27 protein-coding genes are annotated in these 24,766 nt (G+C 63.3%); 17 read left to right on the top strand and 10 right to left on the bottom strand.

Translation table 11 applies throughout. The annotated features are described in order from the left end of the window. From AC0V7N_RS32650 to AC0V7N_RS32630, 5 genes are all read left to right on the top strand, one after another. A complete protein-coding gene (locus tag AC0V7N_RS32650; protein ID WP_475452348.1) occupies positions 1–1,092 on the top strand; it encodes an ABC transporter ATP-binding protein in 1,092 nt (363 codons plus the stop codon). 151 nt (positions 1,093–1,243) lie between these two features. Continuing rightward, positions 1,244–2,242 (top strand): ABC transporter ATP-binding protein, encoded by a 999-nt coding sequence (locus AC0V7N_RS32645; protein WP_475452347.1) that lies wholly within the window; start codon positions 1,244–1,246, stop codon positions 2,240–2,242. A 1-nt stretch (position 2,243) separates the two neighbouring features. Continuing rightward, the gene (locus tag AC0V7N_RS32640; RefSeq protein ID WP_475452346.1) at positions 2,244–3,113 is read left to right on the top strand and encodes an ABC transporter permease; all 870 of its coding nucleotides are present in this window, start codon (positions 2,244–2,246) and stop codon (positions 3,111–3,113) included. Next, entirely contained in the window at positions 3,110–3,913 is an 804-nt protein-coding gene (locus AC0V7N_RS32635; RefSeq protein WP_475452345.1) for an ABC transporter permease, read from the top strand. Before AC0V7N_RS32640 ends, AC0V7N_RS32635 begins: the two co-directional genes overlap by 4 nt. A 26-nt stretch (positions 3,914–3,939) precedes the next feature. Further along, positions 3,940–4,986, top strand: coding sequence for an extracellular solute-binding protein (locus AC0V7N_RS32630; protein WP_475452344.1), 1,047 nt, complete (start codon positions 3,940–3,942; stop codon positions 4,984–4,986). 64 nt (positions 4,987–5,050) lie between these two features. On the opposite strand, the gene AC0V7N_RS32625 is transcribed toward AC0V7N_RS32630, so the two are convergent. Next, positions 5,051–5,752, bottom strand: coding sequence for a GntR family transcriptional regulator (locus tag AC0V7N_RS32625; RefSeq protein ID WP_475452343.1), 702 nt, complete (start codon positions 5,750–5,752; stop codon positions 5,051–5,053). A gap of 145 nt (positions 5,753–5,897) precedes the next feature. Here AC0V7N_RS32625 and AC0V7N_RS32620 point away from each other — a divergent pair, with 145 nt between their 5' ends. The 3 genes from AC0V7N_RS32620 to AC0V7N_RS32610 are packed head-to-tail and all read left to right on the top strand — an operon-like array spanning position 5,898 to position 8,627. Beyond that, the gene (locus AC0V7N_RS32620; RefSeq protein ID WP_475452342.1) at positions 5,898–6,782 is read left to right on the top strand and encodes a fumarylacetoacetate hydrolase family protein; all 885 of its coding nucleotides are present in this window, start codon (positions 5,898–5,900) and stop codon (positions 6,780–6,782) included. A 28-nt stretch (positions 6,783–6,810) separates the two neighbouring features. Continuing rightward, entirely contained in the window at positions 6,811–8,085 is a 1,275-nt protein-coding gene (locus AC0V7N_RS32615) for a metal-dependent hydrolase family protein (protein ID WP_475452341.1), read from the top strand. A 17-nt stretch (positions 8,086–8,102) separates the two neighbouring features. After that, positions 8,103–8,627, top strand: a complete 525-nt coding sequence (locus tag AC0V7N_RS32610; RefSeq protein ID WP_475452340.1) for a DUF5943 domain-containing protein — start codon at positions 8,103–8,105, stop codon at positions 8,625–8,627. A gap of 5 nt (positions 8,628–8,632) precedes the next feature. Here the strand turns inward: AC0V7N_RS32610 and AC0V7N_RS32605 are convergent, their stop codons facing one another. Further along, on the bottom strand, positions 8,633–9,619 hold the full coding sequence (locus tag AC0V7N_RS32605) for an aldo/keto reductase (RefSeq protein WP_475452339.1): 987 nt from the start codon (positions 9,617–9,619) through the stop codon (positions 8,633–8,635). A 185-nt stretch (positions 9,620–9,804) separates the two neighbouring features. On the opposite strand from AC0V7N_RS32605, the gene AC0V7N_RS32600 reads away from it, so the two are divergent. From AC0V7N_RS32600 to AC0V7N_RS32580, 5 genes are all read left to right on the top strand, one after another. After that, the gene (locus AC0V7N_RS32600) at positions 9,805–11,010 is read left to right on the top strand and encodes an ABC transporter substrate-binding protein (protein ID WP_475460599.1); all 1,206 of its coding nucleotides are present in this window, start codon (positions 9,805–9,807) and stop codon (positions 11,008–11,010) included. A gap of 79 nt (positions 11,011–11,089) precedes the next feature. Beyond that, on the top strand, positions 11,090–11,962 hold the full coding sequence (locus AC0V7N_RS32595) for a branched-chain amino acid ABC transporter permease (protein WP_096455234.1): 873 nt from the start codon (positions 11,090–11,092) through the stop codon (positions 11,960–11,962). A gap of 192 nt (positions 11,963–12,154) precedes the next feature. Next, positions 12,155–12,970, top strand: coding sequence for an ABC transporter permease subunit (locus tag AC0V7N_RS32590; protein WP_496627532.1), 816 nt, complete (start codon positions 12,155–12,157; stop codon positions 12,968–12,970). After that, positions 12,967–13,689: an ATP-binding cassette domain-containing protein gene (locus tag AC0V7N_RS32585; protein ID WP_496627531.1), complete on the top strand. Its 723-nt coding sequence runs from the start codon at positions 12,967–12,969 to the stop codon at positions 13,687–13,689. The genes AC0V7N_RS32590 and AC0V7N_RS32585 overlap by 4 nt, the downstream gene beginning before the upstream one ends. Further along, positions 13,686–14,408 (top strand): ABC transporter ATP-binding protein, encoded by a 723-nt coding sequence (locus AC0V7N_RS32580; RefSeq protein WP_475452336.1) that lies wholly within the window; start codon positions 13,686–13,688, stop codon positions 14,406–14,408. The genes AC0V7N_RS32585 and AC0V7N_RS32580 overlap by 4 nt, the downstream gene beginning before the upstream one ends. 29 nt (positions 14,409–14,437) lie before the next feature. Here the strand turns inward: AC0V7N_RS32580 and AC0V7N_RS32575 are convergent, their stop codons facing one another. Continuing rightward, positions 14,438–15,178, bottom strand: a complete 741-nt coding sequence (locus tag AC0V7N_RS32575) for a FadR/GntR family transcriptional regulator (RefSeq protein WP_475452335.1) — start codon at positions 15,176–15,178, stop codon at positions 14,438–14,440. A gap of 141 nt (positions 15,179–15,319) precedes the next feature. Between AC0V7N_RS32575 and AC0V7N_RS32570 the strand changes: the two genes are divergently transcribed. Beyond that, on the top strand, positions 15,320–16,225 hold the full coding sequence (locus AC0V7N_RS32570; protein ID WP_475452334.1) for an NAD(P)-dependent oxidoreductase: 906 nt from the start codon (positions 15,320–15,322) through the stop codon (positions 16,223–16,225). A 37-nt stretch (positions 16,226–16,262) separates the two neighbouring features. On the opposite strand, the gene AC0V7N_RS32565 is transcribed toward AC0V7N_RS32570, so the two are convergent. Together AC0V7N_RS32565 and AC0V7N_RS32560 are read right to left on the bottom strand one after the other, a co-directional pair. After that, positions 16,263–16,472, bottom strand: coding sequence for a hypothetical protein (locus AC0V7N_RS32565; protein ID WP_020628784.1), 210 nt, complete (start codon positions 16,470–16,472; stop codon positions 16,263–16,265). A 10-nt stretch (positions 16,473–16,482) separates the two neighbouring features. Further along, the gene (locus AC0V7N_RS32560) at positions 16,483–16,662 is read right to left on the bottom strand and encodes a hypothetical protein (RefSeq protein ID WP_056584989.1); all 180 of its coding nucleotides are present in this window, start codon (positions 16,660–16,662) and stop codon (positions 16,483–16,485) included. Between the two features lie 132 nt (positions 16,663–16,794). Between AC0V7N_RS32560 and AC0V7N_RS32555 the strand changes: the two genes are divergently transcribed. Both AC0V7N_RS32555 and AC0V7N_RS32550 read left to right on the top strand, forming a co-directional pair. Beyond that, the gene (locus AC0V7N_RS32555; protein WP_475452333.1) at positions 16,795–17,079 is read left to right on the top strand and encodes a hypothetical protein; all 285 of its coding nucleotides are present in this window, start codon (positions 16,795–16,797) and stop codon (positions 17,077–17,079) included. Between the two features lie 79 nt (positions 17,080–17,158). Next, positions 17,159–17,680, top strand: a complete 522-nt coding sequence (locus AC0V7N_RS32550) for a hypothetical protein (protein ID WP_475452332.1) — start codon at positions 17,159–17,161, stop codon at positions 17,678–17,680. A 28-nt stretch (positions 17,681–17,708) separates the two neighbouring features. On the opposite strand, the gene AC0V7N_RS32545 is transcribed toward AC0V7N_RS32550, so the two are convergent. From AC0V7N_RS32545 to AC0V7N_RS32530, 4 genes are all read right to left on the bottom strand, one after another. Next, the gene (locus AC0V7N_RS32545) at positions 17,709–18,413 is read right to left on the bottom strand and encodes an SOS response-associated peptidase (RefSeq protein WP_475452331.1); all 705 of its coding nucleotides are present in this window, start codon (positions 18,411–18,413) and stop codon (positions 17,709–17,711) included. Between the two features lie 279 nt (positions 18,414–18,692). Beyond that, positions 18,693–20,456, bottom strand: coding sequence for an adenylate/guanylate cyclase domain-containing protein (locus AC0V7N_RS32540; RefSeq protein ID WP_475452330.1), 1,764 nt, complete (start codon positions 20,454–20,456; stop codon positions 18,693–18,695). A gap of 439 nt (positions 20,457–20,895) precedes the next feature. After that, a complete protein-coding gene (locus AC0V7N_RS32535; RefSeq protein WP_475452329.1) occupies positions 20,896–21,699 on the bottom strand; it encodes a FadR/GntR family transcriptional regulator in 804 nt (267 codons plus the stop codon). A gap of 3 nt (positions 21,700–21,702) precedes the next feature. Continuing rightward, positions 21,703–23,139, bottom strand: coding sequence for an FAD-binding oxidoreductase (locus AC0V7N_RS32530; RefSeq protein WP_475452328.1), 1,437 nt, complete (start codon positions 23,137–23,139; stop codon positions 21,703–21,705). A gap of 161 nt (positions 23,140–23,300) precedes the next feature. Between AC0V7N_RS32530 and gloA the strand changes: the two genes are divergently transcribed. After that, the gene (gene gloA, locus AC0V7N_RS32525) at positions 23,301–23,711 is read left to right on the top strand and encodes a lactoylglutathione lyase (protein ID WP_019856614.1); all 411 of its coding nucleotides are present in this window, start codon (positions 23,301–23,303) and stop codon (positions 23,709–23,711) included. Between the two features lie 83 nt (positions 23,712–23,794). Here gloA and AC0V7N_RS32520 read toward each other — a convergent pair whose 3' ends face one another. Continuing rightward, positions 23,795–24,763 (bottom strand): ABC transporter permease, encoded by a 969-nt coding sequence (locus tag AC0V7N_RS32520; RefSeq protein WP_475452327.1) that lies wholly within the window; start codon positions 24,761–24,763, stop codon positions 23,795–23,797. Between the last annotated feature and the right edge of the window lie 3 nt (positions 24,764–24,766).

Here is a 24,766-nt window from a genome sequence, read left to right as displayed (position 1 = left end):
ATGGCCGATGTTGAACTGCGCAAGATTTCGAAAAGCTTCCAGAACCTGAAGGTCGTCCACGATATCGATCTCGAGATCGCCGAGGGCGAGTTCGTCGTCCTTGTCGGCCCTTCCGGCTGCGGCAAGTCGACGACGCTGCGCATGGTGGCCGGACTGGACCGGCCGAGCGGCGGCGAGATCCACATTGGCGGCAGGCTGGTCAACGACGTCCAGGCCAGGGACCGCGACATTGCCATGGTCTTCCAGAGCTACGCGCTCTATCCGCAAATGACGGTGGCCCAGAACATGGCTTTCGGCCTGCGCATCCGCAAGGTGCCGGATGCCGAGGTGGCGCAACGCATTGCGCGCGTCGCCGACATTCTCGATCTCAGCGAGCTGTTGCATCGCAAGCCGCACCAACTGTCCGGCGGCCAGCGCCAGCGCGTCGCCATGGGCCGCGCCATGGTGCGCCAGCCAAAAGTCTTCCTGTTCGACGAGCCGCTTTCCAATCTCGACGCCAAGCTCAGGGTCAAGATGCGCGCCGAGATCAAGAAGCTGCACCAGATGGTCGCCACCACCACGGTCTACGTCACCCATGACCAGGTCGAGGCGATGACACTGGCCGATCGCGTCGTGGTGATGAACAAGGGGCGCATCGAACAGATCGGCCCGCCCAACGACCTCTACCACGAGCCGGCCAGCCGCTTCGTCGCCGGCTTCATCGGCAGCCCCGGCATGAATTTCTTCAAGTGCCGCCTGGAAGCGCGCGGCGACCGCCTGGCGGTGGTGCTCGGCGACGGCACGGCACTCGCAGTGCCTGCTGCCCGCACCGCGCGCTATGCCGGCCATGTCGGGCGCGAGCTCGAATTCGGCCTGCGTCCCGAGCACATCACCGAGCAGCGCGAGCGGCCCGATACCGTCGACATCAAGGTGCCGGTCGAGGTCGTCGAGCCGATGGGCATGGAGACGCTGCTGCATGTGCTGGTCGCGGGCGCCGAGGCGACGGCGCGCATCGATCCGGCAGCGACGCCGAGGCCAGGCGAGACGGCGACTCTGTCGCTCGGCATGGGCCACATGCATCTGCTCGACCTCGAAACCGGCAAGGTTCTTTGAGCGCCACACATTCGCGTGTCGAAATGCGAAAACAATATATTATTTGTTGACAAATATAATTTTGGAGCGAATTTTTAGGCGCGGCACCAGACGGCCGTGATGGCCTTCGACACGCAACGCCATGTCAACGCAGTGCAGGAATTCGCCGGTCATGATCGACATCCACAGCGTGTCAAAATCCTTCGTGACCAGGGACGCCGATCCGGTGCATGCGCTGAACGCGGTCAGCCTGGAAATCTACGACAATGAGTTCTTCACCCTGCTCGGCCCGTCGGGCTGCGGCAAGACAACCCTGCTGCGCCTGATCGCCGGCTTCGAGGCACCGAGTTCGGGCGCCATCCGCATCGCCGGCAAGGATGTCGCCGCCCTGCCGCCGCAGAAGCGGCCGGTCAACACGGTGTTCCAGAGTTACGCGCTGTTCCCGCATATGAGCGTCGCCGAGAATGTCGCGTTCGGGCTGGAAATGCAGAACGCGCCGAAAGCGCTGATCGACGAGCGCGTCCGGGAAGCGCTGGAAATGGTCCGGCTCGAGGGCTTCGCCACGCGGCGTCCCGCGCAATTGTCGGGTGGCCAGCAGCAGCGGGTCGCGGTGGCGCGCGCGCTCGCGCCCAAGCCAAGCGTGCTCCTGCTCGACGAGCCGCTGTCGGCCCTCGACCTCAAACTGCGCAAGGGCATGCAGAGCGAGTTGAAGCGGCTGCAGCGCGAAACCGGCATCACCTTCGTGCTGGTCACCCATGACCAGGAGGAGGCGCTGGCCATGTCCGACCGGATCGCGGTGATGCGCAGCGGCGACGTGCTGCAGGTCGGCACGCCGAGGGACATCTACGACAACCCACAGGATCGCTTCGTCGCCGACTTCATCGGCGAGTCCAACCTTTTGCCCGGCGCCGCCCTTGGCCGTGATCCGGCAAAGACGATCGTCGTGCGCCCTGAACACATCGTCGTCTCGCCGGCCTCGGATGGCGCCAGGGGACACGCCACGGGCGCGGTCTCGGCCATCACCTTCCTCGGCTCCGACACGCTCTATGAAGTCGTGCTGGAGGAGGGGGCAAAACTGCATTCGCGCTCGCGCGGCGGTGCGTCGTTCGCAACAGGAGACAAGGTCGTCGTCGACTGGGCACGGCACCTCGAACGCGAGCTGGCGAACTGAGATGGGTCCGAACCGCACCTGGCTCCTGATTGCCCCGGCCATGCTGGTCATCGGCGTCTTCATGGTGCTGCCGCTGTTCCTGGCGGTCGCCTATTCCTTCATGACCGCCAACCCCTATGGCGGCGTCACCGCGCCGGCGACCTTCGACGCCTATCTGCAGTTTCTCTATCAGCGCGACTTCGACGACAGCCTGGTGTTTTCGCCGAGCTATGCGCTCATCATCCTGCGCTCGATCTACCTCGCCATCGCCACCACCATGATCTGCCTCGTGCTCGGCCTTCCCGTGGCCTGGTACATCGTCTGCCAGACGCCGGAGCGGCGGCGCATCCTTTTGTTCACCGTCACCCTGCCGTTCTGGATCAACACGCTGATCCGTACCTATTGCTGGATCCTTATCCTGCGCGACGAAGGGCTGGCGAATGGCGCGCTGCGCCATGCCGGCATCATCTCCGATCCGCTGCCGCTGCTCTACAATGACGGCTCGATCCTGCTCGGCCTCGTCTACACCTTCCTGCCCTTCATGGTGCTGCCGATCTATTCGACGCTGGAGCGCATCGACCCCCGGCTGATCGAGGCAGCGCACGATCTCTACGCCAGCCGCGCCGCCGTCTTCCGCCGCATCGTCTGGCCGCTGGCGCGGCCCGGCGCGCTGGCCGGCGCCACGCTGGTCTTTGCGCCGGCACTTGGCTCTTTCCTGGCGCCGGACCTGCTCGGCGGCGGCAAGAAGCTGCTCATCGGCAGCCTGATCCAGATGCAGTTCACCTCCTCGCGCAACTGGCCGTTTGGCGCGGCCCTCTCGACGGTGGTGACGGTCGTGGTGCTCACCGTCTTCGTCATCCGCTCGCGCCGGGCACAGGAGGACCAGCGATGAATGGCGCCAAACCTTTCGACTGGCGCCACACGCCCGGCCTGTCGGCCTACACGGCGCTGATCTTCGTTTTCTTCTACGCGCCGCTGCTGATCCTGGTGATCTATGCCTTCAATTCGAGCCGGCTGGTCACCGTCTGGGCCGGCTTCAGTTTCAAATGGTTTGTCGCGGTCGCCAACAATGACGCCATCCGCGACGCCGCCTTCAACAGCGTCATCATTGCCATCGTTGCCACCATCGCCTCGACGGCGATTGCGACGGCCGGCGCCATTGCGCTGGAACGCGGCCGGCTGCGTTTTGGGCGGGGTGCTGCAACGGCGCTAATCGCAATGCCGCTGGTGGTGCCGGAAATCGTCGTGGCGATCACCACGCTGATCTTCTTTTCCGGCCTCGGCATGCATCACGGGCTGATCAACCTGATGATCGCCCACACCGTCTTTTGCATCCCGTTCGCGCTGCTGCCAATCCAGGCGCGGCTGCGCGATATGGGCGGCACGCTGGAAGAGGCGGGGCGCGACCTCTATGCCGACGAATGGCGGCTGTTCCGCCGCGTCACGCTGCCCTTGCTTCTGCCTGCGATCTCGGCCGGCGCCATCATGGCCTTCGTCGTCTCGCTCGACGATTTCCTGATCTCGATGATGGTGTCGAGCGCCGGCTCGACCACCTTGCCCGTCTACATCTACGGCATGATGCGGCTTGGCGTGACGCCCGAGGTCAACGCCATCTCCACCATCCTGCTTGCCGTTTCCATCGTCTTCGTCGCGGCGGCGCTGCTCGTCGGACGGCGCAACAGATTTGCCTAGAGATAAGAAACCAGAGGAGAACGACTATGACCAAATGGAAAGAAGGATTTTCATCACTAGCCCTGGCCGCCGCTATGCTCGGCGCAATCACCACCAGCGCGCTCGCCGATGCCGGCGAACTGCATATCTACAACTGGACCGACTACACGTCGGACGAGATGATCAAGAAGTTCGAGGCCGAGACCGGGATCAAGGTGACCATCGACACCTATGACTCCAACGAGACCGCGCTCGCCAAGCTCAGTTCCGGAGCCGCCGGCTACGACGTGATGATCATCAGCAACGACTTCGTGCCGATCTTCGTCAAGCAGAAGCTGTTCCAGGAAGTCGACGCTGCGGCGATGCCGAACTTCAAGAACGTCGATCCGAAATGGCAGCACCGGCCCTGGGATCCGGATGCGAAATACACCGTGCCATGGGTGTGGGGCACCACCTCCTATTCGGTCGACACCGCGGTCTACAAAGGCCCGACCGACAGCCTGAAGCCGCTGTTCGATCCGCCGGCGGAACTGAAGGGCAAGGTCGGCATGTTCGGCTCGCCGACCGAAGTGATATCGCTGGCGCTCGTCTATCTCGGCAAGGACCAGTGCAACAGCAATCCGGCCGACCTGAAGGAACTCGATGCCTTGCTCGAGGCGCAGAAGCCGTTCGTGAAAGTCTACAATTCCGACGGCATCGTCGAGCGCCAGGTCGCCGGCGAAACGGTCATGCACGAGCAGTGGTCGGGCAAGGCGCTGGCGACACGCCAGCAGAAGTCGACGGTCAAATACGTCTACCCCAAGGAAGGCGTGGTCGGCTGGATGGACAATGTCGCCGTGCCGACCACGGCGCCCAATCTCGACAATGCGAAGAAGTTTCTCAACTTCCTGATGGATCCCGAAAACATCGCGCTGCAGCAGAAATACACCGGCTACCAGAGCGGGATCGCCGGATCGAACAAACTGCTGGCGCCGGACGTTGGCGGCTCACCCGAATTCAATCCGCCGGCCGATCTCAAGATCACCTTCGCGCCGTCATGCGACGAGAAGGCGATCCGCGCCTATGACCGGATCTGGACCAATCTGCGCCAGTAGGCCGCGACGCAAAACGCCGCCCGTTCGCGCGGGCGGCGTTTGTCCGAGGAGATCGAATGAAACGCTATGCCCGCTCGATCGTCTTGCGCGCCGGCAGGTCGTCGGCTTCGGCGGCTAGCAAGATGTCTGTGGTGACAGCCAGATGCGCCGCCAGCAAGTCGCATGCCTTCTCTGCATCGCGGTCGAGCACAGCATTGGCGAGGTCCTGATGTTCCTTGCTGATGTTACGCGCCTTTGGTGCCAGCGAGACCGACCGGCGGCGGTAGCGTTCGCTCTGGTCGTAAAGCTGGTCGCGCAAGCGCAGCAGCCAGCGGCTGTCGCAGCCGGCGACCAGCGCCTTGTGGAAGGCCGCGTGCGCGGTCGCCCATTCGTCGCTCGAATGCACGGGATCGTCGGGCGTGTGCTCGGGCGTGCGCGACAGCCGGTGCAGCGCGGCAACCAGCTGCGATTCCCAGGCGACATCGCCGACCTCGATGGCGCGGCGGATGCAGAGTGTTTCGATCTGGATGCGCGTCTTGGTGAGGTCGAGCAGGTCCTCGGCCGAGATGGGCGCGGCGCGAAAGCCGCGCTGCGGCTCGGCCACGACAAGGCCTTCGGATGTCAGCCGCGATAAGGCCTCGCGGATGGCGCCAAGGCTGACGGAGAGCCTGTCGCAGAGCTCCTGGACCTTGAGCCGGCTGCCGGGCGCGATCCGGCACGACAACAGGTCGGCGCGCAGATCCTCATACGCGCCCTGGGTGAGATTGATCGAGCCGTCCCTAGCCATTCGTTTGCCTGCGGGCGAATCCGTCCTTCGAGGGGCCTTGATACATTATCCCAGCGGAAAATCAGAATGCAAAATAATATATTCTCTGTTGACAGATATATAATTTCTCAACAAAGTCCAGTCTTCACGAGCAAGGATGTGGCCAGTGCGATTTGCAGCCTATAAATCGTCGCGAGGACCTGGGCTGGCGATCGCCTTGCCCGCCGGTGAGTTCCGCGGCATCGATGCCAGCGATGCGATGTTTCCCGGATGGCTGGACGAGTTGATCGCCGAAGGCACGCCGGCGCTCCAGGCCGCCGGCGAGAAGCTGGCCTGCGGGCGCCGCATTGATGCGAAATCGGTCGAATGGCTGCCGCCGATCTCGAGGCCCGGCAAGATCATCTGCGTCGGCCTGAACTATGTCGACCATTCGATCGAGAGCGGCTTCGTGCCGCCGACCTATCCGACTTTGTTTGCCCGCTTCTCGACCAGCCTGATCGGCCATGGCGCGGCGATCCGCCGGCCGGAAGCCTCGATCCAGCTCGACTACGAGGGCGAGATGGTGGCGGTCATCGGCAAGGCCGGCCGCCACATTGCACCAAGCCAGGCGCTCAGCCACGTCGCCGGCTATTCCATCTTCAACGACGGCTCGATCCGCGATTTCCAGACCAAGGCGCCGCAGTGGACCGTCGGCAAGAATTTCGACGGCACGGGCTCGTTCGGTCCGATCTTCGTCACGGCTGACGAACTGCCGCCAGGCGGCAAGGGCCTGCGCATCCAGACGCGGCTGAACGGCGAGATCGTCCAGAACGCCTCGACCGACGACATGATCTTCGATGTCGTCTCGCTGATCTCGATCATCAGCGAAGCCATCACGCTGGAGCCCGGCGACATCCTGGTCACCGGCACGCCGTCCGGCGTCGGCGTGGCGCGCAAGCCGCAGCTGTTCATGAAGCATGGCGACGTCTGCGAAGTCGAACTGGAAGGCGTCGGCATCCTGTCCAATGTCGTTGCCGACGACGTCATCGCAGCGCAAGCCGTCAACCAATAACCCACGCCAACTCCGAAAGGACGAAGTCATGACAAGAGTGATGTTCCGAAATGCCATGATCTGGGACGGCACGGGCACTGATGCCTATCCGGCCGATCTGCTGGTCGACAATGGCCGCATCGTCACCATCGCACGCACGCCCGGACAATTGTCGGGCGAGGGCGCGACGACGGTCGAATGCCGCGGCATGACGCTGATGCCGGGCCTTGTCGAAGGCCATGCCCACATCTCCTTTGGCGGCGCGATCAAGGATTCCGACCTCGGCCTGATCCCGCCCGAGGAGCACCTGCTGCTCACCATGCGCAACGCCAAGACCTTGCTCGATCATGGTTTTACCAGCGCCTACAGCGCCGCCACCTCGAAGCTCCGGCTCGACATCGTCATCCGCAACGAGATCAATGCCGGCCGCCTGCCGGGCCCGCGCATGCGCGCCGGCAGCCCGGAGATCACGGTCACCGGCGGCCTCGGCGACGAGCGCCAGCAGCATATGTACCACGAGAGCTTCGGCATGATCGCCGACGGCGTCGAGGAGATCACCAAGGCGGTGCGGCTGTGCTGCCGCGAAGGCGCCGACAACATCAAGATCAACATCTCCGGCGACGATCTGAGCCCGGCGGCGCATGGCGGCCTCACCGTGATGAGCGAGGCCGAGGTGATGACGGCGGTGTCGGTGGCGCGCGACTTCGGCAAGAAGATCAACTGCCATGCCCGCGCCGCCGGTTCGGTCAAGCGCGCGGTGAAGTGCGGCGTCGACGTCATCTACCACTGCGAATCCGCCGACGAGGAGGCGCTCGACGCGCTGGAATCGGCCAAGGACCGCATCTTCGTCGGGCCGGCCATCGGCATCATCTACGGCACGCTCTATGAGGGCGAGCCCTTCGGCTTCACCCATGAGATGGCGGTGAAGTTCGGCATGCAGCGCATCCTTGACGACAGCCGCAAGGTCTACACCGAACTGCGCAAGCGCGGCGTGCGTGCGCTGATCGGCGGCGACTATGGTTTCGCGCAGACGCCGCAAGGCACCAACGCGCGGGATCTAAAGCATTTCGTCGATCTGCTGGGCTATTCGCCCAGCGAAGCCCTGCAATGCGGCACGCGGCTCGGCGGCCAGGTCATGGGCCTCGGCGACGAACTCGGCATGGTCAAGGAGGGCTTTATTGCCGACCTATTGCTGGTCAATGGCGACCCGCTGAAGGATCTCGACATGATGGTGCATGAGAAGAACCTCATCGTCATCATGAAGGACGGCGAACTCTACAAGGACCAGTCGGCCTCGGTCGCTTCGCAGCGGCAAGCGGCTTAAGCGGCGGCCTAGGCATCATGCAGCCCACGGTTCCGATCGATGTCGATGAGGAAAGCGGCATCTGGCGGACCGACGGGCTGCCCATGGTCTATCTGCCCAGGCATTTCCTGGTGAACAACCATGTCGCGGTCGAGGCAGCCCTCGGCCGCGACGCCTACCGCGACATTCTGCGCGCGGCGACGGCGAAGTCCGCCATCGAATGGTGCGAGGCGCAGGTGCGGGTCAAGGGTCTCGATCCCGAGGCCACCTTCCGCCACTATTTCCAGCGGCTGTCGCAGCGCGGCTGGGGCCAGTTCTCGATCGACGTGCTGGATGTCGCCGGCCGTCGCGGCAGCATCAGCCTGAAGAATTCGATCTTCGCGCTGGAGGCCGGGCAGCAACCCGGCCAGCGCGTCTGCTACATGTTCGAAGGCTTCGTCACCGGCGCCTTTTCATTCCTGCTCGGCATTGCCGATCCGACGGCAATCGCATGCGAGGAGGCGTACTGCGCCTGCGACGGTCAGCACGATCATTGCCGGTTCGATTTCGAAGCTCGGCAATAGGCCAATCACCAGCGCTGATGCACGTAGGGCTTGATGTCCTGGTCGTAGATCGCCTTAACCTTGCCCATCAGCGCATTCGACAACGGCGCAAGCTCCGCCGCCTCGGCATTGGAAACCGCCTGCGCCGGGTTGCGGGCGCCAGGAATGACCACGCTTACCGCGTCGAACATCAGGATCCAGCGCAGTGCGAATTTCGCCATCGTCGTGTCGCCTGACACCAGCGGCCGGATCTTCTCGACCGCCGCCAGCCCGACCTCATAGGGCACGCCCGAAAACGTCTCGCCGACGTCGAAGGCCTCGCCGTTGCGGTTGAACAGGCGATGGTCGGTGGTCTCGAACTTGGTGTCGGCCTTGAACTTGCCCGACAGCAAGCCGCTGGCCAGCGGCACGCGGGCGATGATCGCGACATCGTTCTTTTTCGCCTGGTCGAAGAACAGTTCCGCCGGGCGCTGGCGGAAGGCGTTGAAGATGATCTGCACGCTGACGACGCCGGGATATTGCATCGCCTTCAGCGCCTCTTCGACGCGCTCGACGCTGACGCCGTAATTGCGGATCTTGCCTTGCTCGACGAGCCGGTCGAGCCGCTCGAACACCTCCGGGTGATAATAGAGGTCGGTCGGGGGGCAGTGCAGCTGCACGAGATCAAGCGTCTCAGTCTCCAGATACTTCAGGCTGCGGTCGATCCAGCCGGTCAGGTTCTCCAGGCTGTAGCCTTCGACGGTCTGCTTCGGCAGCCGCCGTCCGGCCTTGGTGGCGATGAACGGCCGCTCGCCGCCGCGCTCCTTCATCACCCTGGCGATCAGCTTCTCCGAGCGGCCGTCGCCATAGACGTCGGCCGTGTCGAGGAAGGTGACGCCGGCGTCGAGCGCGGCATGCAGGGCGGCGACCGCGTCGTCGTCATTGACCTCGCCCCAGGCGGCGCCGATCGCCCAGGCGCCAAAACCGATTTCGCTGACTGATCTGCCGGTACGGCCGAATTTCCGTGATTGCATCTTGCTGTTCCTGACTGCGGCTTGCCGGCAAATCCGGCTCTGCGATTCTGATTTTCGGGAAGCCTCTTATCGCATGGCAATGCGATTGACATCCCCGTCCGTAAGATTTACCAGATTACAGGGTTGTATGACAACCCGGTAAGACTGCAATGATTTGGAGTCGGGAGGATCTCAAATTGAAAACCGTGCTTAAACTGGCCGCGTCAGCGGCCTTGTGCCTTGGCGCGTTCGCTCATCCGGCGTTTGCCGAAGACAACATCGTCAAGATCGGCGTCGTCGCCGCCGAGTCAGGCTCGTTCGTGTCCGCCGGCCATACCTTGCCGGCGGGCGTCGGCCTTGCCGTCAAGCAGATCAACGATGCCGGTGGCTTCAAGATCGGCGGCAAGACCTACAAGCTAGAAATGGTCAAGCGCGACGACCGCACCGACATCTCCACGGCAATAGCCGCGACCCAGGAGCTGGTGCGCGACGTCAAGGTGCAAGCGATCTTCGGCTCGGAAACGCATGACTTCACCCTGGCCATGGCCAAGATCACGCAGCCGGCCAAGATCATCCATTTCGCCGGCAATTCGACGCTGGCGAAAATCCTCAACCCCGACTCCGTCAAGCCGGGCGGCGAGGACCACTATCTCTTCCAGTCCGAACCGCAGGAATTCCAGCGCTCCGGATCGACCGCGCGTGGTGTCCTGTCCTTGCTCGAGCCGCTGCTTGGCTTCAAGCCGAAGAAGTCGGTGATGATCGTCGGCAACGATGCCACCGGGCAGTTCCTGTCGTCCTACTACTACAAGGCGCTGAAGGCCGAGGGGCAGGACGTGCCCGACATCATCTTCTACCCGCCGGACACGACCGACTTCTCGCCCTTCCTGACGCGGGCCAAGAGCCTCAATCCGGACATCATCCACTTCTGGTACAATGGCGATTCAACGCTGACGGCGCTGCCGCAGGCGCTCGAACTGGGTGCCGCGAAAAGCTATTTCCTGTTCGGCGTCGACCCCGGCATCTGGAAGGAAAAGCAGCTGTCCGCCGACGTGCCGGTGGCGATGAGCTGCGTGCCGGTGTGCTGGGGCGAGTCGTCCAACCCGAAGGCCAAGGCCTATTTCGACGCCTACTTCGCCGCCGGCGCGCCGCATGGCGTGACCTCGTCGGTGTCGCTGCTCTACCACGACTATGTCCACTTCCTCGTCGAAGCCTGGCAGAAGGCCGACAGCTTCGATCCGGACAAGACGGTCGAGGCGCTGCTCAGCCTGCACCATCAGGGCGTGGTTTCGGATGATCTGACGTTCAATCCGACGCATCAGGTCACCCACGCCACCGAGGTCTGCGCCGCGGCACCCGGCGGCACCATCTCCTGCGCCATGCAGCAGCCACCGGCCGAAGCGCCGAAGAGCTGAGTTGCTGAAGCAATCCTTGTTTTGGCGGCGCCACTCGCCGCCAAAACATCCTTCTTGAAACAGGCAGGTCTCGATCGCCGTGGATATCTTCATCCAGCAAATCCTCAACGGCCTTTCCATCGCCAGCGTCATCACGCTCATTGCCATCGGCGTGACCCTGATCTTCGGCCTGACCGGCATCATCAACTTCGCCCATGGCGAGTTCCTGATGATCGGCGGCATCGTCACCTGGCTCGCCGTCAGCGCCGGCCTCGGTTTCCCCCTTGCGGTGGTGCTGGCGATCCTGGCGGTCGGGCTGATGGGCTACATCCTCGAGCGCGGCCTGTTTCGCTTCACGCTGGAGCGACCGACCAACGGCTTCATCGTTTCGCTCGGCCTCATCGTCGTGTTGCAGCATGTCGTCGTGCTGTTCTGGAACCCCAACCAGAAGAGCATTCCGCGCCCGCTGACCACGGTCTGGGAGGTCGGCGGCGTGCGCATCGCCTCGGTGCGCGTCATGGTCATCCTGATCACCATCGCCGTGGTGGCGCTGAGCTTCCGCATGATCACCGCCAGCCGCTACGGCCGCGCACTGCGCGCCAGCGTCGAGGATCGCGACACGGCCGCCCTGATGGGCATTCCGGTGCGCCGCTATATCACCGGCGTCTTCGTCCTCGGCAGCGCGCTCGCCGGGCTGGGCGGCGCGCTGCTGATCGCCCTGTTTCCGATCACGCCGTTCACCGGCGGCACCATGGTGATGAAGGGCTTCGCCGTCGCTCTGATCGGCGGGCTCGGCAACATCTATGGCGCCGTCGCCGCCGGCCTCATCCTCGGCATCGTCGAGGGCTTCAGCGCCGGCTACGGCTTCTCGCAATGGACCGACGCCTATTCCTTCGCCTTGATGATCCTGGTGCTGATCGTGCGCCCGCATGGCCTGTTCGGCGGCACCAGCGGACCCCGGATGGCGTCATGAATGCGGGTACCGCCCTCAAGCCGCTGCGGTCGCTGCTGCCGGTGCTGGTCATCCTCGTACTGATCGCGGCCGTGCCGCTGTTTTCGCCGAGCAACCGCTTCCTGTCGCTGGCGATCTCGGCCGGCATCAACGTCATCGCGCTTTACGGCCTGTCGGTGCTGTTCGGCCAGACCGGCATCCTGTCAATGGGCCATGCCGCACTGGTTGGTGTCGGCGCTTACGCGGCGGCGATCCTGGCGCGGGATTTTCGGCGTCGGTTTCTGGCTGGCGCTGCCGGCGGCAGCCGTTGCAAGCGCAATATTCGCCATGATCGTCGGCATTCCGTCGCTGCGCGTCGGCGGCCATCACTTCGTCATCATGACCTTCGCCTTCGGCCAGTTGCTGGCCATCGTGCTGACCAATGGCGGCGACTACACCGGTGCCGCGACCGGGCTCGATATCGCCGGCCCAGTCACCCTGTTCGGCGCCGATATGACCGATTTGACGCGCTACTATCTGATGGTCGTTGCCTTCGTGACCATGGCGGCGGTGGCGAGCTGGACGATCATCCACTCCTCCTATGGCCGCACGCTGCGGGCCATCCGGGAGAACGAGAAACTGGCCGCCTCGCTCGGCATCAATGTCGGCCGCCACAAGATCGGCACCTTCGTCGTCAGCGGCGTCTTTGCCGGCATCTCCGGCGTGCTATTGGCCTATTTCCTAGGCCATATCTCGCCTTCGCAATTCTCCTCCTTCCCCAGCATCTACCTGGCGCTGATGGTCATGATCGGCGGCGCCAGGCTGATCGAGGGACCGCTGGCCGGCGGCATCCTCGTTGCCTTCCTGCCGGAGGTGCTCAACCTCGATCCGGTGCAGTCGCGCATCGTCTACGGCGTCTGCCTGATCGCGGTGATCATGCTTCTGCCTGACGGCCTGATCGGCGGCATCGTCCGAGCGCTCCGCGCGGCATTTTCGGGCAAGCCGAAGCCGGAGACGGAAGAGCGCGACGCAGCGGAGGCGCGGCGATGAGCCCGATCCTGGCGATCAGCGCCCTCAGCAAACAATTCGGCGGCGTCACGGCCCTTGCCGGCGTCGACCTCACCATTGAAGAGGGCGAAATCCTCGGCGTCGTCGGTCCCAACGGCTCGGGCAAGACGACGTTGTTCAACGTCGTCACCGGCGTCCACAAGCCGAGCGGCGGCAGCGTGGCGTTTCGCGGGCAAGACATCACCGGTCTCAAGCCGCACGCCATATCGCGGGCCGGCATCGGCTACACTTTCCAGCAGGCCATGGCCTTTGCCGGGCTTGGCGTGCTGGAGAATGTCCAGATCGCCGGCGAGCACGTGCGGGCGAGGGCGGGCACCAAGCCCTGGCCGACACCGCAAGCCTTGCTCGACTTCGTCGGCCTGAGCGCGCTCGGCGGCGAAAAAGCCGGCGTGCTGCCGTTCGGCAGCCTGCGCCTGCTGGGCTTGGCACTTGCGCTGGCCACGCGGCCGTCGCTGCTGCTGCTCGACGAGCCAGCCGCCGGCCTCAACGACCGCGAAACCACGGCCCTTGTCGGGCTTGTCCGCCAGCTGCCCGGTCATGGCATCACTGTCTGCGTCATCGACCACGACATGAAGCTGATGCAGATGCTGTGCCGGCGCCTTGCCGTGCTCGATTTCGGCTCCAAGATCGCCGACGGGCCTACCGAAGCCGTGCTCGCCGATCCCAAGGTGCTGGATGTCTATCTCGGAGGCGATCTGTGAGCCTGCTCGCCGTCTCCGATGTCGTCACCGGCTACGGGCCGACCATTGTCAACCGCGGCGTCTCGCTGACATTGGCCGAAGGCGAGATCGTCACCATTCTCGGGCCCAACGGCGCCGGCAAGTCGACGCTGCTCAAGGCCATCGCCGGGCTGATCCGGCCACGCGCCGGCAGCATTGCTTTCGATGGCGCCGAGGTGACCGGGCTTGCCGCCGATGTCATGGCCAGGCGCGGCGTCGTTCTGGTGCCGGAGGGGCGCAAGATCTTCGTCGACATGACGGTGGAGGAGAATTTGCGCCTTGGCGCCTATGCCCGCCGCGACGAGGCCGCCGTGGAAGTCGATTTCGCAACCATGCTGGCCTTCTTTCCGATCCTTGCCACCAAGCGACGCGACAAGGGCGGCTCGCTGAGCGGCGGCCAGCAGCAGATGCTGGCCATCGCGCGCGGGCTGATGACGCGGCCGCGCGTGCTGCTGCTGGATGAACCGTCGCTCGGCCTGTCGCCGCTGCTGGTCAAGGAGATCAAGGCGATCATTCTGGATATCGGCGCGCGCTTCGGCGCTTCCGTACTGCTGGTCGAGCAGAATGCCGGCCTTGCACTCGCCGTCGCCTCACGCGGCTATCTCATGCAGAACGGCCGCATCGTCGTCTCCGGGCCGATCGCCGAATTGCGCGACATGTCGCTGATGCGCGAACTCTATCTCGGCGGAGTCGCCGGATGAGCGGCAAGCAATCAGTCGTGGCTGGCCCCTCAGTCGTGTCCGGCTTTGTCGCGCAGATCCTCGAAGCGGGCGTAGCTCTTGGTCAGATGGCTGCGCATGGCGCGCCGCGCCGCGTTGACGTCCCTGGCCTCGATGGCTGCGAGGATGGCGCGATGTTCACGCTGCATGCGGTCCAGGTATTTTTCCCGTTCGGCCTCGGTCATCCGGTCGAGCCGTGTCCACTGGCGCGGGATCATGGCGCTGCCGAACGTATCGAACAGCCGGGTGAAATTCGGGTTCTGCGTCGCGGCCAGAATGGCGCGGTGGAACCCAAAGTCCTCTTCCGAGCCGGAGCCTCCCGCACGCACCGCCGCCTCCAGCGCGTCGAGCCGCGCACTCATCTGCGCCAAGGCGGCCTCGCTGCGCCGCTCGGCGGCAAGGCCGGTCGCCTCGACCTCGATGCCCATGCGCAATTCCAGCACGCGCAGCACCTCGTCGATCGATTCGAGATCATCCGGCAGGATGGAAAAGGTCCGCGGCAGCGGATCCTTGGCGACGAAGGCGCCGAGGCCCTGGCGCGTCGTGATCAGCCCTCGCGCCCGCAACGCGGCCAGCGCCTCGCGCACCACGGTGCGGCTGACGCCCGTGGCGGCGACGATCTCCTGCTCGGTCGGCAGCCTCTGCCCCGGCGCAAGGTCGCCGGATTCGATCTGTGCGATCAGCGTGTTGACGAGCCCGGTCCGCAGATTGGGCGCCTGCGGTATGGCATCGAAAAGCATGGTCTCCGCCATCACGCGGGCTCCGGTCCGAGTCTTCGGCAAGGTCGTTTTTTGTTCGAGGGCCGATTCTTCTTCAAAGCATTGCATCGACAGGTGCGCGCCGCAAGGTGACGAAAGTTCAGCCCGCCGGCGCGGGTCAGTAGGAGGTTTCTCATGAAAGAACACATCGGCTTCATCGGCCTGGGCAGCATGGGCGCCGGCATGGCCGACAATCTGCTGCGCAAGGGCTGGCCGCTGACCGTCTGCGTGCATCGCAGCCGCACCGCCGCCGACCGGCTGATCGCCGCCGGAGCCACCGAGGTCGCAACCCCGCGCAAGCTCGCCGCTGCCTGCGATGTCGTCATCCTCTGCGTCACCGGCTCGCGCGAGGTGGAAATGCTGGTCAAGGGCCCCGATGGCCTTGCCGCGGCCGGCGCGCCGCTGCTGATCATCGACTGCTCGACCTCCAATCCGTCCTCGACGACAGCCCTTGCCGCTGAGCTTGCCGCGCAAGGCATCACGCTGATCGACGCGCCGCTGGCGCGCACGCCCAAGGAAGCGGCCGAAGGCAAGCTCGACGTCATGGTTGGCGGCCCGGCCGATTCCGTCGCCCGTGCGCGGCCGGTGCTTGAAGCCTTCGCTGCGCGCGTCGTCCACACCGGCCCGACCGGCAGCGGCCACACCATGAAGCTGCTCAACAATTTCGTCTCGATGGGCTATTCCGCCATCTATTCGGAAGCGCTGACGCTGGGCGCCAAGGCCGGGCTGACGCCGCAGGTCTTCAACAGCGTCATCTCAGGCAGCCGCATGGATTGCGGCTTCTACCAGGCCTTCTTCGATTTCGTCCTCAACCGCAACGAAAACGCCCAGCGTTTTGCCATCGCCAACGCGCTGAAGGACATGACCTATCTTGCTTCGTTCGCGCAGGCCGCCGGCATCGCCAACCCGATCGGTGCGGCGGTGCGCAATGGGTTTGCCACCGCTGTCACGACAGGCCATGGCGAAAAGTTCGTACCGGCGCTGTCGGATATCGTTGCTGGCCTCAACGGCGTTTCGTTGGTTGAGCCACCAACGACATGATAGGACAGGGTCGACTATCCCCACCAATCAGAAGCGATCACCCCAGCACAGGCGGAGTGGGATCGTAGCCGATTGAAACTATCCCCGGATGCCGGTGGGCGATGGCGAGTATCTGGGTCTCAAGCTCGCAATTATAGGCCATGAGCGCCTTCACGGTCTCAAGCGGGCTGTCGTAGCGCGCGATGAGCTTCACGGCTTCCGAATGCAATTCGGCTTTGGCTTCGTCGTCAAAATGCATCGTGCCCATAGCGATCCTCCTAGCGTGTCGCGCGGCGAGGTGCGGTGAGGGCGTCAAGACGCTCCTGCAGATGCCCGTTGAGCACGATCATTTCCTTGAGCGCCTTCATCACATCGCCCTTGTGGACGGCGATGAAATCCTCGGCGTGAGCCTGGAGGGCGGCCTCCTGGCGGCTGTTGAGTGTCACGATGCGGTCCATGGTTAGTACTCCAAACGCTGCATGGGCACAGTGAACAAAAGGGAACGAAAATGTCAAGGGCGAATTGACTCGGCGAGGAACTCATTCCTATTTTCTAATATGCCGGAGCAGCCCAGAAAACCCCGACGCCTTGTGCAGACCCTCAGCAAAGCGCATGAGGTCGGTCAGCTGATCCGCGTCCGCTGCTTCAATTGCAACATCACGCGCCATTATCTGCCTGGAGACCTAGCCAAGCTTGTCGGCGACATTCCGTTCTGGGACGTTGACCGGCATATGCGTTGCGAGCGGTGCAAACGTCGCGACCTTGATGTCGATATCCTGCTGCCAAGCGCGTCGGAGGGCTCGAAGATACCCGTGAGGCGGCTTGTTGAAATCCGCATGGTGCGGCGGGTGATTTGGAGAGACGATAATCCCTGACGGTCCGAGCTTAGGGAAGCGCTGACCCTATTGACTTATGCCTCAGCCGGCGCGTGATTGCGGAGATTGGGGGCGCAAGATGAGAAGAGTTGTTTTGGCTGGGGTTTGTCTTTTTCTTGCGAGCGGCCCAACGTCACCGTCACCAAGGTCTGACTGCGAGTTCAATTCCCAACTTTTCAGGTCGCCGTTATACCGGGACAAAAACCCAACCTCATACCAAGAACTTCAATTCATCGATGGAGCGCAGGGCGGCAAGGCTAGTCTGACCGAGTATCGCAAAGGCAAGCCCATGTGGACCGCCCACGGCAACTTTACCTGTTCCAATGGTGCCTCAATCTGCTCCATCACATTTCCTCTAATGACAGGCGACTCGATCAATCTCCCCTACGAGACAGTGGATGATGGCGGCCCGGCCGCCGAGTTGGTTGTCATTCCTGCACTTCGTCAGGAAGTTTATCAGATGGAACTAGGCGCAGAGCTAGAAGGCAAGAGCTACAGAGGCCTTGTCGCGGACCTACTGGGTGGCTTTACCCCTGCGGAAGATGAGTTGCTCGCCCCCTATAACATTTACCGCTATGCGAAATGTGCCAAGTCACCCTGACGGGGAAACGCCCTACCAAACCACCGATCTAAAACAACGAGCCCTGAGCCGGTGTCTGCTGCGGAAACTTGATCTGCGTGGCCGGCTTATCGACAATCACCAGCGCATCGTCAGGCGCTGTGCGCTGCAGCCGTTTCGCCTCCGACCAAGGCGCTGTCAACCACGCCTCGGTCTCCTCTTGCGTCGTCAGGATCACCGGCATGGCCTTCTCGTGGATCGGCTTGATGAGGGCGTTGGGCGCTGTCGTCACGAAGCCGTAAAGCTCGAAGTCGCCCGGGCCATCCTTGACCTTGCGCACGCCTTGCCACGGCGTCCAGAGGCCAGCAAAGAAGAACAGCGGGCGGTCTTCATTGAGCGCGAACCAATAGTTCCTCTGGATGCCTGTCTCAGGGTCCTTGTCGCCTTGTGTCGGGCTTGGCTCCGCAAAGCTCGTCACCGGCACCACGCAACGGTTTTCGACGCCGACATACTGTTGCCAATGGCCATACTGCGGGTTGCGTATGTTGGTGGTGCCGTAATCGGCCTTCCCCTTCATCCGCTCAACGGGTGTCGGCATGCCCCACAGCAGGTTGGCAAGTTCCCGCTGCCCGTCCAGCGCATTGCGCACCACCGGGCCGGGCTGGTTGGGATAGATGTCAATGGACGGCTCGAGGTTGCCCAGGATGTCCCGCAAAGTCCGGGTCCATTGGCGGACGGCTTCTTGCGATGTGGTGATGTTGTAGAGGTTGCACATGGTCACACTCTGCCGTGAGAGCGCACCGGCGACTAGCCGAAAATTCGAATGGAACCAATAGGTGCACAATGGTTTTGCCACAGCGATCACCACCGGGCATGGGGAAAAGTTAGTGCCGGCGCAGTTGGATATTGTCGCGGGGTTGAATGGGGAGTCGCCGGTGGAGTGACCAAGCTGCTATGATGGTCGCTGAGCCGAGCGTGGTTGTCACAAGGCTGGGACCACGGATAGAGCCGCCGCTCACCGGGTACGCTGATGGCAAAGCGCCAGCGTTTCTCCTTATTCCCGCAAGCCGGCCCTGCGCAAATTCCCACGAAGATGTTCTAGATCGCCAGGACTTTTGTAAGGCGTCATTTCGGGGCCAGTTCGCCCTACGACCGTGGCTGCCGGGTCTATTTGATTGATCCGCGCTACGGCCATTTTCGCTTCGGCAATATTCCCCAATGCAGCATGACTAGCTGCTAAATAGATCCAGCGGTACACTGTATCGATTTTGGCTAGGTTATCCAAAGCGGCGATTGCTTCATGGTATTGTTGGCAGTCGTAATAAATTTGACCGAGCTGTAGTCGGTACCACTCGGGATGGCGCGGATTAAGACGCATCGCCCTTTGAGCGGTGTCGAGCCCCTGTGCGGCCCTCCCCGAGCAGGAAAGACAGTAGGCAAAATCCATGAGAATATCTGCATCATTGGGATTGAGGTCGAGGGCGCGCTGAAACGCAGCAATGGCAGGCTCGTAGTGCCCGCAAAACAAACAATGTCCTGCAAGAGCGTAATGGCCCCACGCCTCAGCGTCGTCGCGTTCAATCGCGAGTTTGGCGTAGTGCAAAGCCTTAGCTAACGAGGACTCGGGATTCTCGCTAAATCCATCGGTTACGTCCATCATGTGCGTCCAGGCAACTTTCGCGAAGGCCTTGCCAAATTTGGGATCCAGCTCACTGGCCTTGTGGAAGAGTGCGCGCGCACGCTGATTGTCCTCCTTGGTAAAATTGCCCAGGGCCTCCATACCTCGCACGAAGTAGTCCAGCGCTTGAAAATTCCGTGTCCCCGCGACTTCCGGGCGCTCGTGCCACGCCTTTAACAGACGGCCTCCGTACGCTGTAGCTAAGCTGCCAATTATTCTTTCGGTGACATCGTCCTGCACGGCAAAGACGTCATCGATGCCTCGGTCGTAGCGCTCTGCCCAAAGGTGCCGCCCACTGTTGCCGTCAATGAGCTGGGCGGTAATCCGGACGCGGTCCTTTGACCTCTGTACGCTGCCCTCCAAAATATAGCGGGCACCCAGCTCTCGACTGGCATCCTGTATCTTCGTGGCTTTGCCCTTGTAGGCAAACGTCGAATTGCTCGCGATGACAAAAAGATCGCGAAACCGGGACAAGCCAGCGATGACGTTCTCTGTAATCCCATCTGCAAAGTAGTCCTGCTGACGGTCGTCGCTTATATTGACAAACGGCAGCAGAGCGACGGACGGCTTGTCCGAAAGCGAAGGCTGTGAGATCGGTACTTCGGCAGGTACATTTATGCGCACTGCATAGACTCGAACGGGTCGTTCGACATTCTTGAGTGTATGGTCGCCAATGTCATCAAACTGAAGATCAAGGCGGCCTCCAAGATGGTCTCGTACCGCGCCCGAGACCATGACTCCGCCCACCGGAGCTATGCCTTCTAGCCTGGCCGCAATATTCACCCCATCACCGAACACATCATCACCCTCGATGATCACGTCTCCAACGTTGATCCCGATCCGGTACCGTATTGCCCGCGTTTCGGGGATGGCTCCGTTTCGGTCCGACATGGCCCGCTGGATATCGACCGCACAAGCCACGGCGTTCACGACGCTTGGAAACTCGGCGAGGACGCCATCGCCGGTCGTTTTGAAGATGCGGCCTTGGTGCTCAGCCATCTTTGGGTCGATAAGGTCGGCCCGTATCGTCTTCAGTTCCCCAAGTGTGCCGGCCTCGTCGCCGCCCATCAGACGCGTATAACCCACCACATCAGCGGCCAGAATTGCGGCAAGACGGCGTTGGACGCGTCCTTCGGCCATTCGCGAGATCGTCCTTCAGCAGAACCGGGATTGTACGGGCGATGGCTGGCCGAGTCCACGAGCCGGAACACCACCTTCATTTCATGGGCGAAGCCGAGACGGAGTGGGGGGCCGGCGCAGCCCATCGTATTTGAACCGCCAGGCGAAGACGCCTATGTTTGGCGGAAAGCATGGGGTGGCAATGGCGGTAACCTGTCACATCAAGATTGGGTCGGAAGCTCAAACGCTTCGGCTTCAAACCTTTCAGGAAGTGCCCAGGGTCGGCGAATTTGTTTCGTTTTCACGAGATGGCAAGCGGGACGAGAGCGGCGTCCTTCATTTGGATATGTTCCGGGTAAGATACGTCATTCACACCGCCGCGAATGATCTTAGCCCCGCGACGATCACGATCGATGTAGTGCCGGAAGAGCCCACTGACCGAGCGGGCTGAACGACTGGCTTACCCCCCAGCCCGCCCGCGCACAGCCTTCCGCAACCTCGAATGCCGCACCGGAGACGGCACTTCCTGCGCCGGAGACGCCGGTTCCGCTACTTCCCCCTCATGCAACCCCACCCGCAGGGCAGCACCCGCCAGGTGATCCCGCATCGCCGCTTGCGCGCCCTCGGCGTCGCCGGCGCGGATGGCGGTCAGGATGCGTTCGTGTTCGCCGAGCGTGATGCGGGCCATGTCGTCGGATTTCTGCTGGTTGCCGGCGGCGAGAATGCTTTCGCGGACACGCTCGGAAACGAAGACCAGGAACTGGCCCATATAGGAATTGCGCGTTGCCTCGGCGACGGTGCGGTGGAATTCGAGGTCGCTGCGCAGCCAGGCGACGCTGCCATAGGGGGCGGCGCGCATGCCGGCGAGCGCATCGCCCATGGCGGCAAGATCGGTCTCCGAGCGCCGCTTGGCGGCAAGCGCTGCCGCCTGGACTTCGAGGATGCCGCGCAGTTCGAACAAATTGCGGAAGGAATCGGCGCGTTGCAGCGCCTCATAGTCGATCGTGAGCACCGTCGGGTTGGTGCTCTCCACGACGAAGGCGCCGCGCCCTTGCTGCGACCAGATGCGGCCTTCCGAGCGCAGCCTGGCAATCGCCTCGCGCACCACGTTGCGGCTGACGCCGAAGGTGGTCGCCAGCGCCTGCTCGGTCGGCAGCTGGTCGCCGGGCTTCAGCCGCCCCTGCGCGATCTCGCGCGAGATGGAACTCGCCACCAAAGTGGAGAGGTGTGGACCGCGATTGACCTTGTCGAGTTTCAGCGTCATCGCTCACCTATAGTCGACGGCGGATGTGGACGCCAGAATGCGGCCGTTGCTCAATATGTGGCGCGGATCGAACGCCTGCTTGATGCCTGCCGCGAGGTCGAGCGTCACCGGATCGATGCGTTCGAGGAACGCCTTCTGCTTGACCCGGCCGATGCCGTGCTCGGCGCTGATCGAGCCACCATAGCGGTCGACGACGGCAAAGATCTCCGCCTCCGCCTCCTCGAACAGATGCTCGATCGCTTCAGCGCCCATGCCTTCCGGCGGCACCACATTGAGATGGATGTTGCCGTCGCCGACATGGCCATAGGTGACGGCCAGCGCGTCCGGGCGCGCCCGCTGCAATTCGAACAGCGCGTCGGTGACGAAATCGGCGAGTTTGGAGATTGGCACCGAAACGTCGGTGCGCAGATAGCGGCCGCCGCGCCCCTGCCGCTCGACCATGATCTCACGGTACAGCCACAGCCGTTCGGCCTGGGCCCGCGTCGAGGCGACGATGCCATCCTCGACCAGATCGGCGACACCGCCGAGAAACCCCAGAAGCATGGCGGACAGGTCGATCAGCCCGCCGGAGGACACCTCGATCAGCACATAGGCCGGGTAAGCCTTATCAAGCGGGTCGGGAAAATCCTTGCCCTCGCGCATGGTGATCTCGATGCCGCCGCGCAGGATCAGCTCGAAGGCGGTGAGCAGGTCGCTGCAGTCGCGCCGGGCGCGGGCATAGAGCGCCATCGCATCCTCGACCGAGCGCAAACCGACCAGCGCGGTCTCGATCTGCGTCGGCTTGGGGAAGAGCTTCAGCGCGGCGGCGGTGACGATGCCGAGCGTGCCTTCCGAGCCGATGAAGATCTGCTTGAGATCGTAGCCGCGATTGTCCTTGCGCAGCACCTTCAGCCCGTTCCAGATGCGGCCGTCGGCCAGCACCACTTCGAGGCCGAGCACGAGGTCGCGCGTCATGCCGTAGCGCAGCACGTTGAAGCCGCCGGCATTGGTGGCGACATTGCCGCCGATGCGGCAGCTGCCTTGCGCGCCGAAGGTGATCGGCAGCAGGCAGTCGCTCTCCTCGGCGGCGCGCTTGGCCTCCTCGAGGATGCAGCCGGCCTCGACCACCATGGCGAAGTCGATCGGGCTTATCGAGCGGATACGGTTCATGCGCTCCAGCGAGATGACGATTTCGCCGCCATCCGCCGCCACCGCCGCGCCGACGAGGCCGGTCAGGCCGCCTTGCGGCACGACGGGGATGCGCTCGGCATGGCAGTGCCGCAGCAGCGCCGACATCTCCTCGACCGAAGCCGGACGCGCCACCGCCAGCGGGCGACCGAAATGGTCGCCCGACCAGTCGCGGCTGTAGCGCGCCAGATCCTCGTCCGCGGTCAGCAATCCGCCATTGGGCAGCACGCGGGCAAGGGCCGATATCAGGGATAGGGAGGGCACGATAGTCATGACCTGGTTATGGACCCTCTGGTAAAACGACTGGACAAGCATTGTTCTTGTCGTGTTATCATACAACCCTGATTTAGAACATCAAGCGAGGCCGCGTTCCCACCACCTGTTTGATGTGGATGATCAGACCAGCAAATCACTGAATTCGGAGGATTTCCCCAATGAGCGACGCCCCGGGCTTTCGCTATATGCACACCATGATCAGGGTGCTCGACCTCGACAAGTCGATCGCCTTCTACACCGAGGTCCTCGGCATGACCTTGCTGCGCCGCGACGATTATCCCGGCGGCAAGTTCACCAACGCCTTTGTCGGCTATGGGCCGGAGGACAAGGAGGCCGTCGTCGAGCTGACGCTGAACTGGGGCAGGGAAGAGCCCTACGAAATCGGCACCGGCTTCGGTCATCTGGCGCTCGGCGTCAACGACATCTACGCCGTCTGCGCCGAACTCGAAAAGCGTGGCGCCAAGATCCCGCGCAAGCCGGGGCCGATGCAGCACGGCACCACCCATATCGCCTTTGTCGAAGACCCGGACGGCTACAAGATCGAACTGATCGGCCTCGACACGATGTGATCCGAGCAAGCGGGGTCGCATCGAGCCTGTGATGCGACCCCGTCCTGTCCGCGCTGGCTTGGGAGGCGGTGCGGATCGATCTGTCACTTGATGACCGCGATCTTGCTGCGGTCGATGGTGATGGCGACGGCGGCGATGAGCACCGCGCCGAACACCATGTTTTCCAGGAAAATGTTGACGCCGACGAAAGTCATGCCGATGCGCACGATCGAAATGATCAGCGCGCCGACCGCCGTGCGGGCGACGCCGCCCAGCCCGCCGGTGATGGCGGTGCCGCCGACGATGACGGCGGCGATGGCCGGGAGCAAAAGCTGGTTGGCAAGCACCGGCGAGCCGCTCGACAGCCTTGCCGCCAGCACCACGCCGGCGACAGCCGCCAGCATGCCGGAAGCGGCGAAGGCGATGATCTTGGTGCGGTCGACATTGATGCCCGCCGCCCAGGCGGCCGGTTCGCCGGCGCCAACCGCGATCGCCTGGCGGCCAAAGCGCGTGTAGCGCAGCGCCAGGAAGGCGGCGATGCCGATGACCGCCGAGATCATCACCACCACCGGCACGCCGGCGACGCTGGCGTTGATCCATGCGGTGTTTTCGCGGCCCGCTTCCTCGATGGTGATGGCGCGGCCATTGGAGACCCAGAGCGCCAGGCCGGTGACGACGCCACCGGTGGCGAGCGTCGCCACGAAGGACGGCACGCGCAGCTTGACATGGACGATGCCGCTCAACGTGCCGAAAGCAAGGCCGGACAGGATCGCCACCGGAAACGCGGCAAGCCCGAGCGAGGGTAGCAACTGCGCCAGGATGACGCTCGCCAGCGAGGCGACCGCCTGGATCGACAGGTCGATGCCGCCGAGCAGGATGGCGAAGGTGACGCCGGTCGCCAGGATGAAAAGCACGGCGGTGTTGGCGAACAGCAAGGCCACGGTCTCGCCGGTGAGGAAGCCCGGCGCGGCGATCTCGATGATCAGCAAAAGCGCGACAAGCAGGACCAGCGGGATGGCGCCTTGCGTCCACTTGCCTTCGAAGACCTGCCTGAAGGGAAAAGATTCGTTCATCGG

The sequence above is a fragment of the Mesorhizobium kamtschaticum genome, from assembly GCF_056174585.1.
This window is presented reverse-complemented; position numbering and strand designations above follow the sequence as displayed.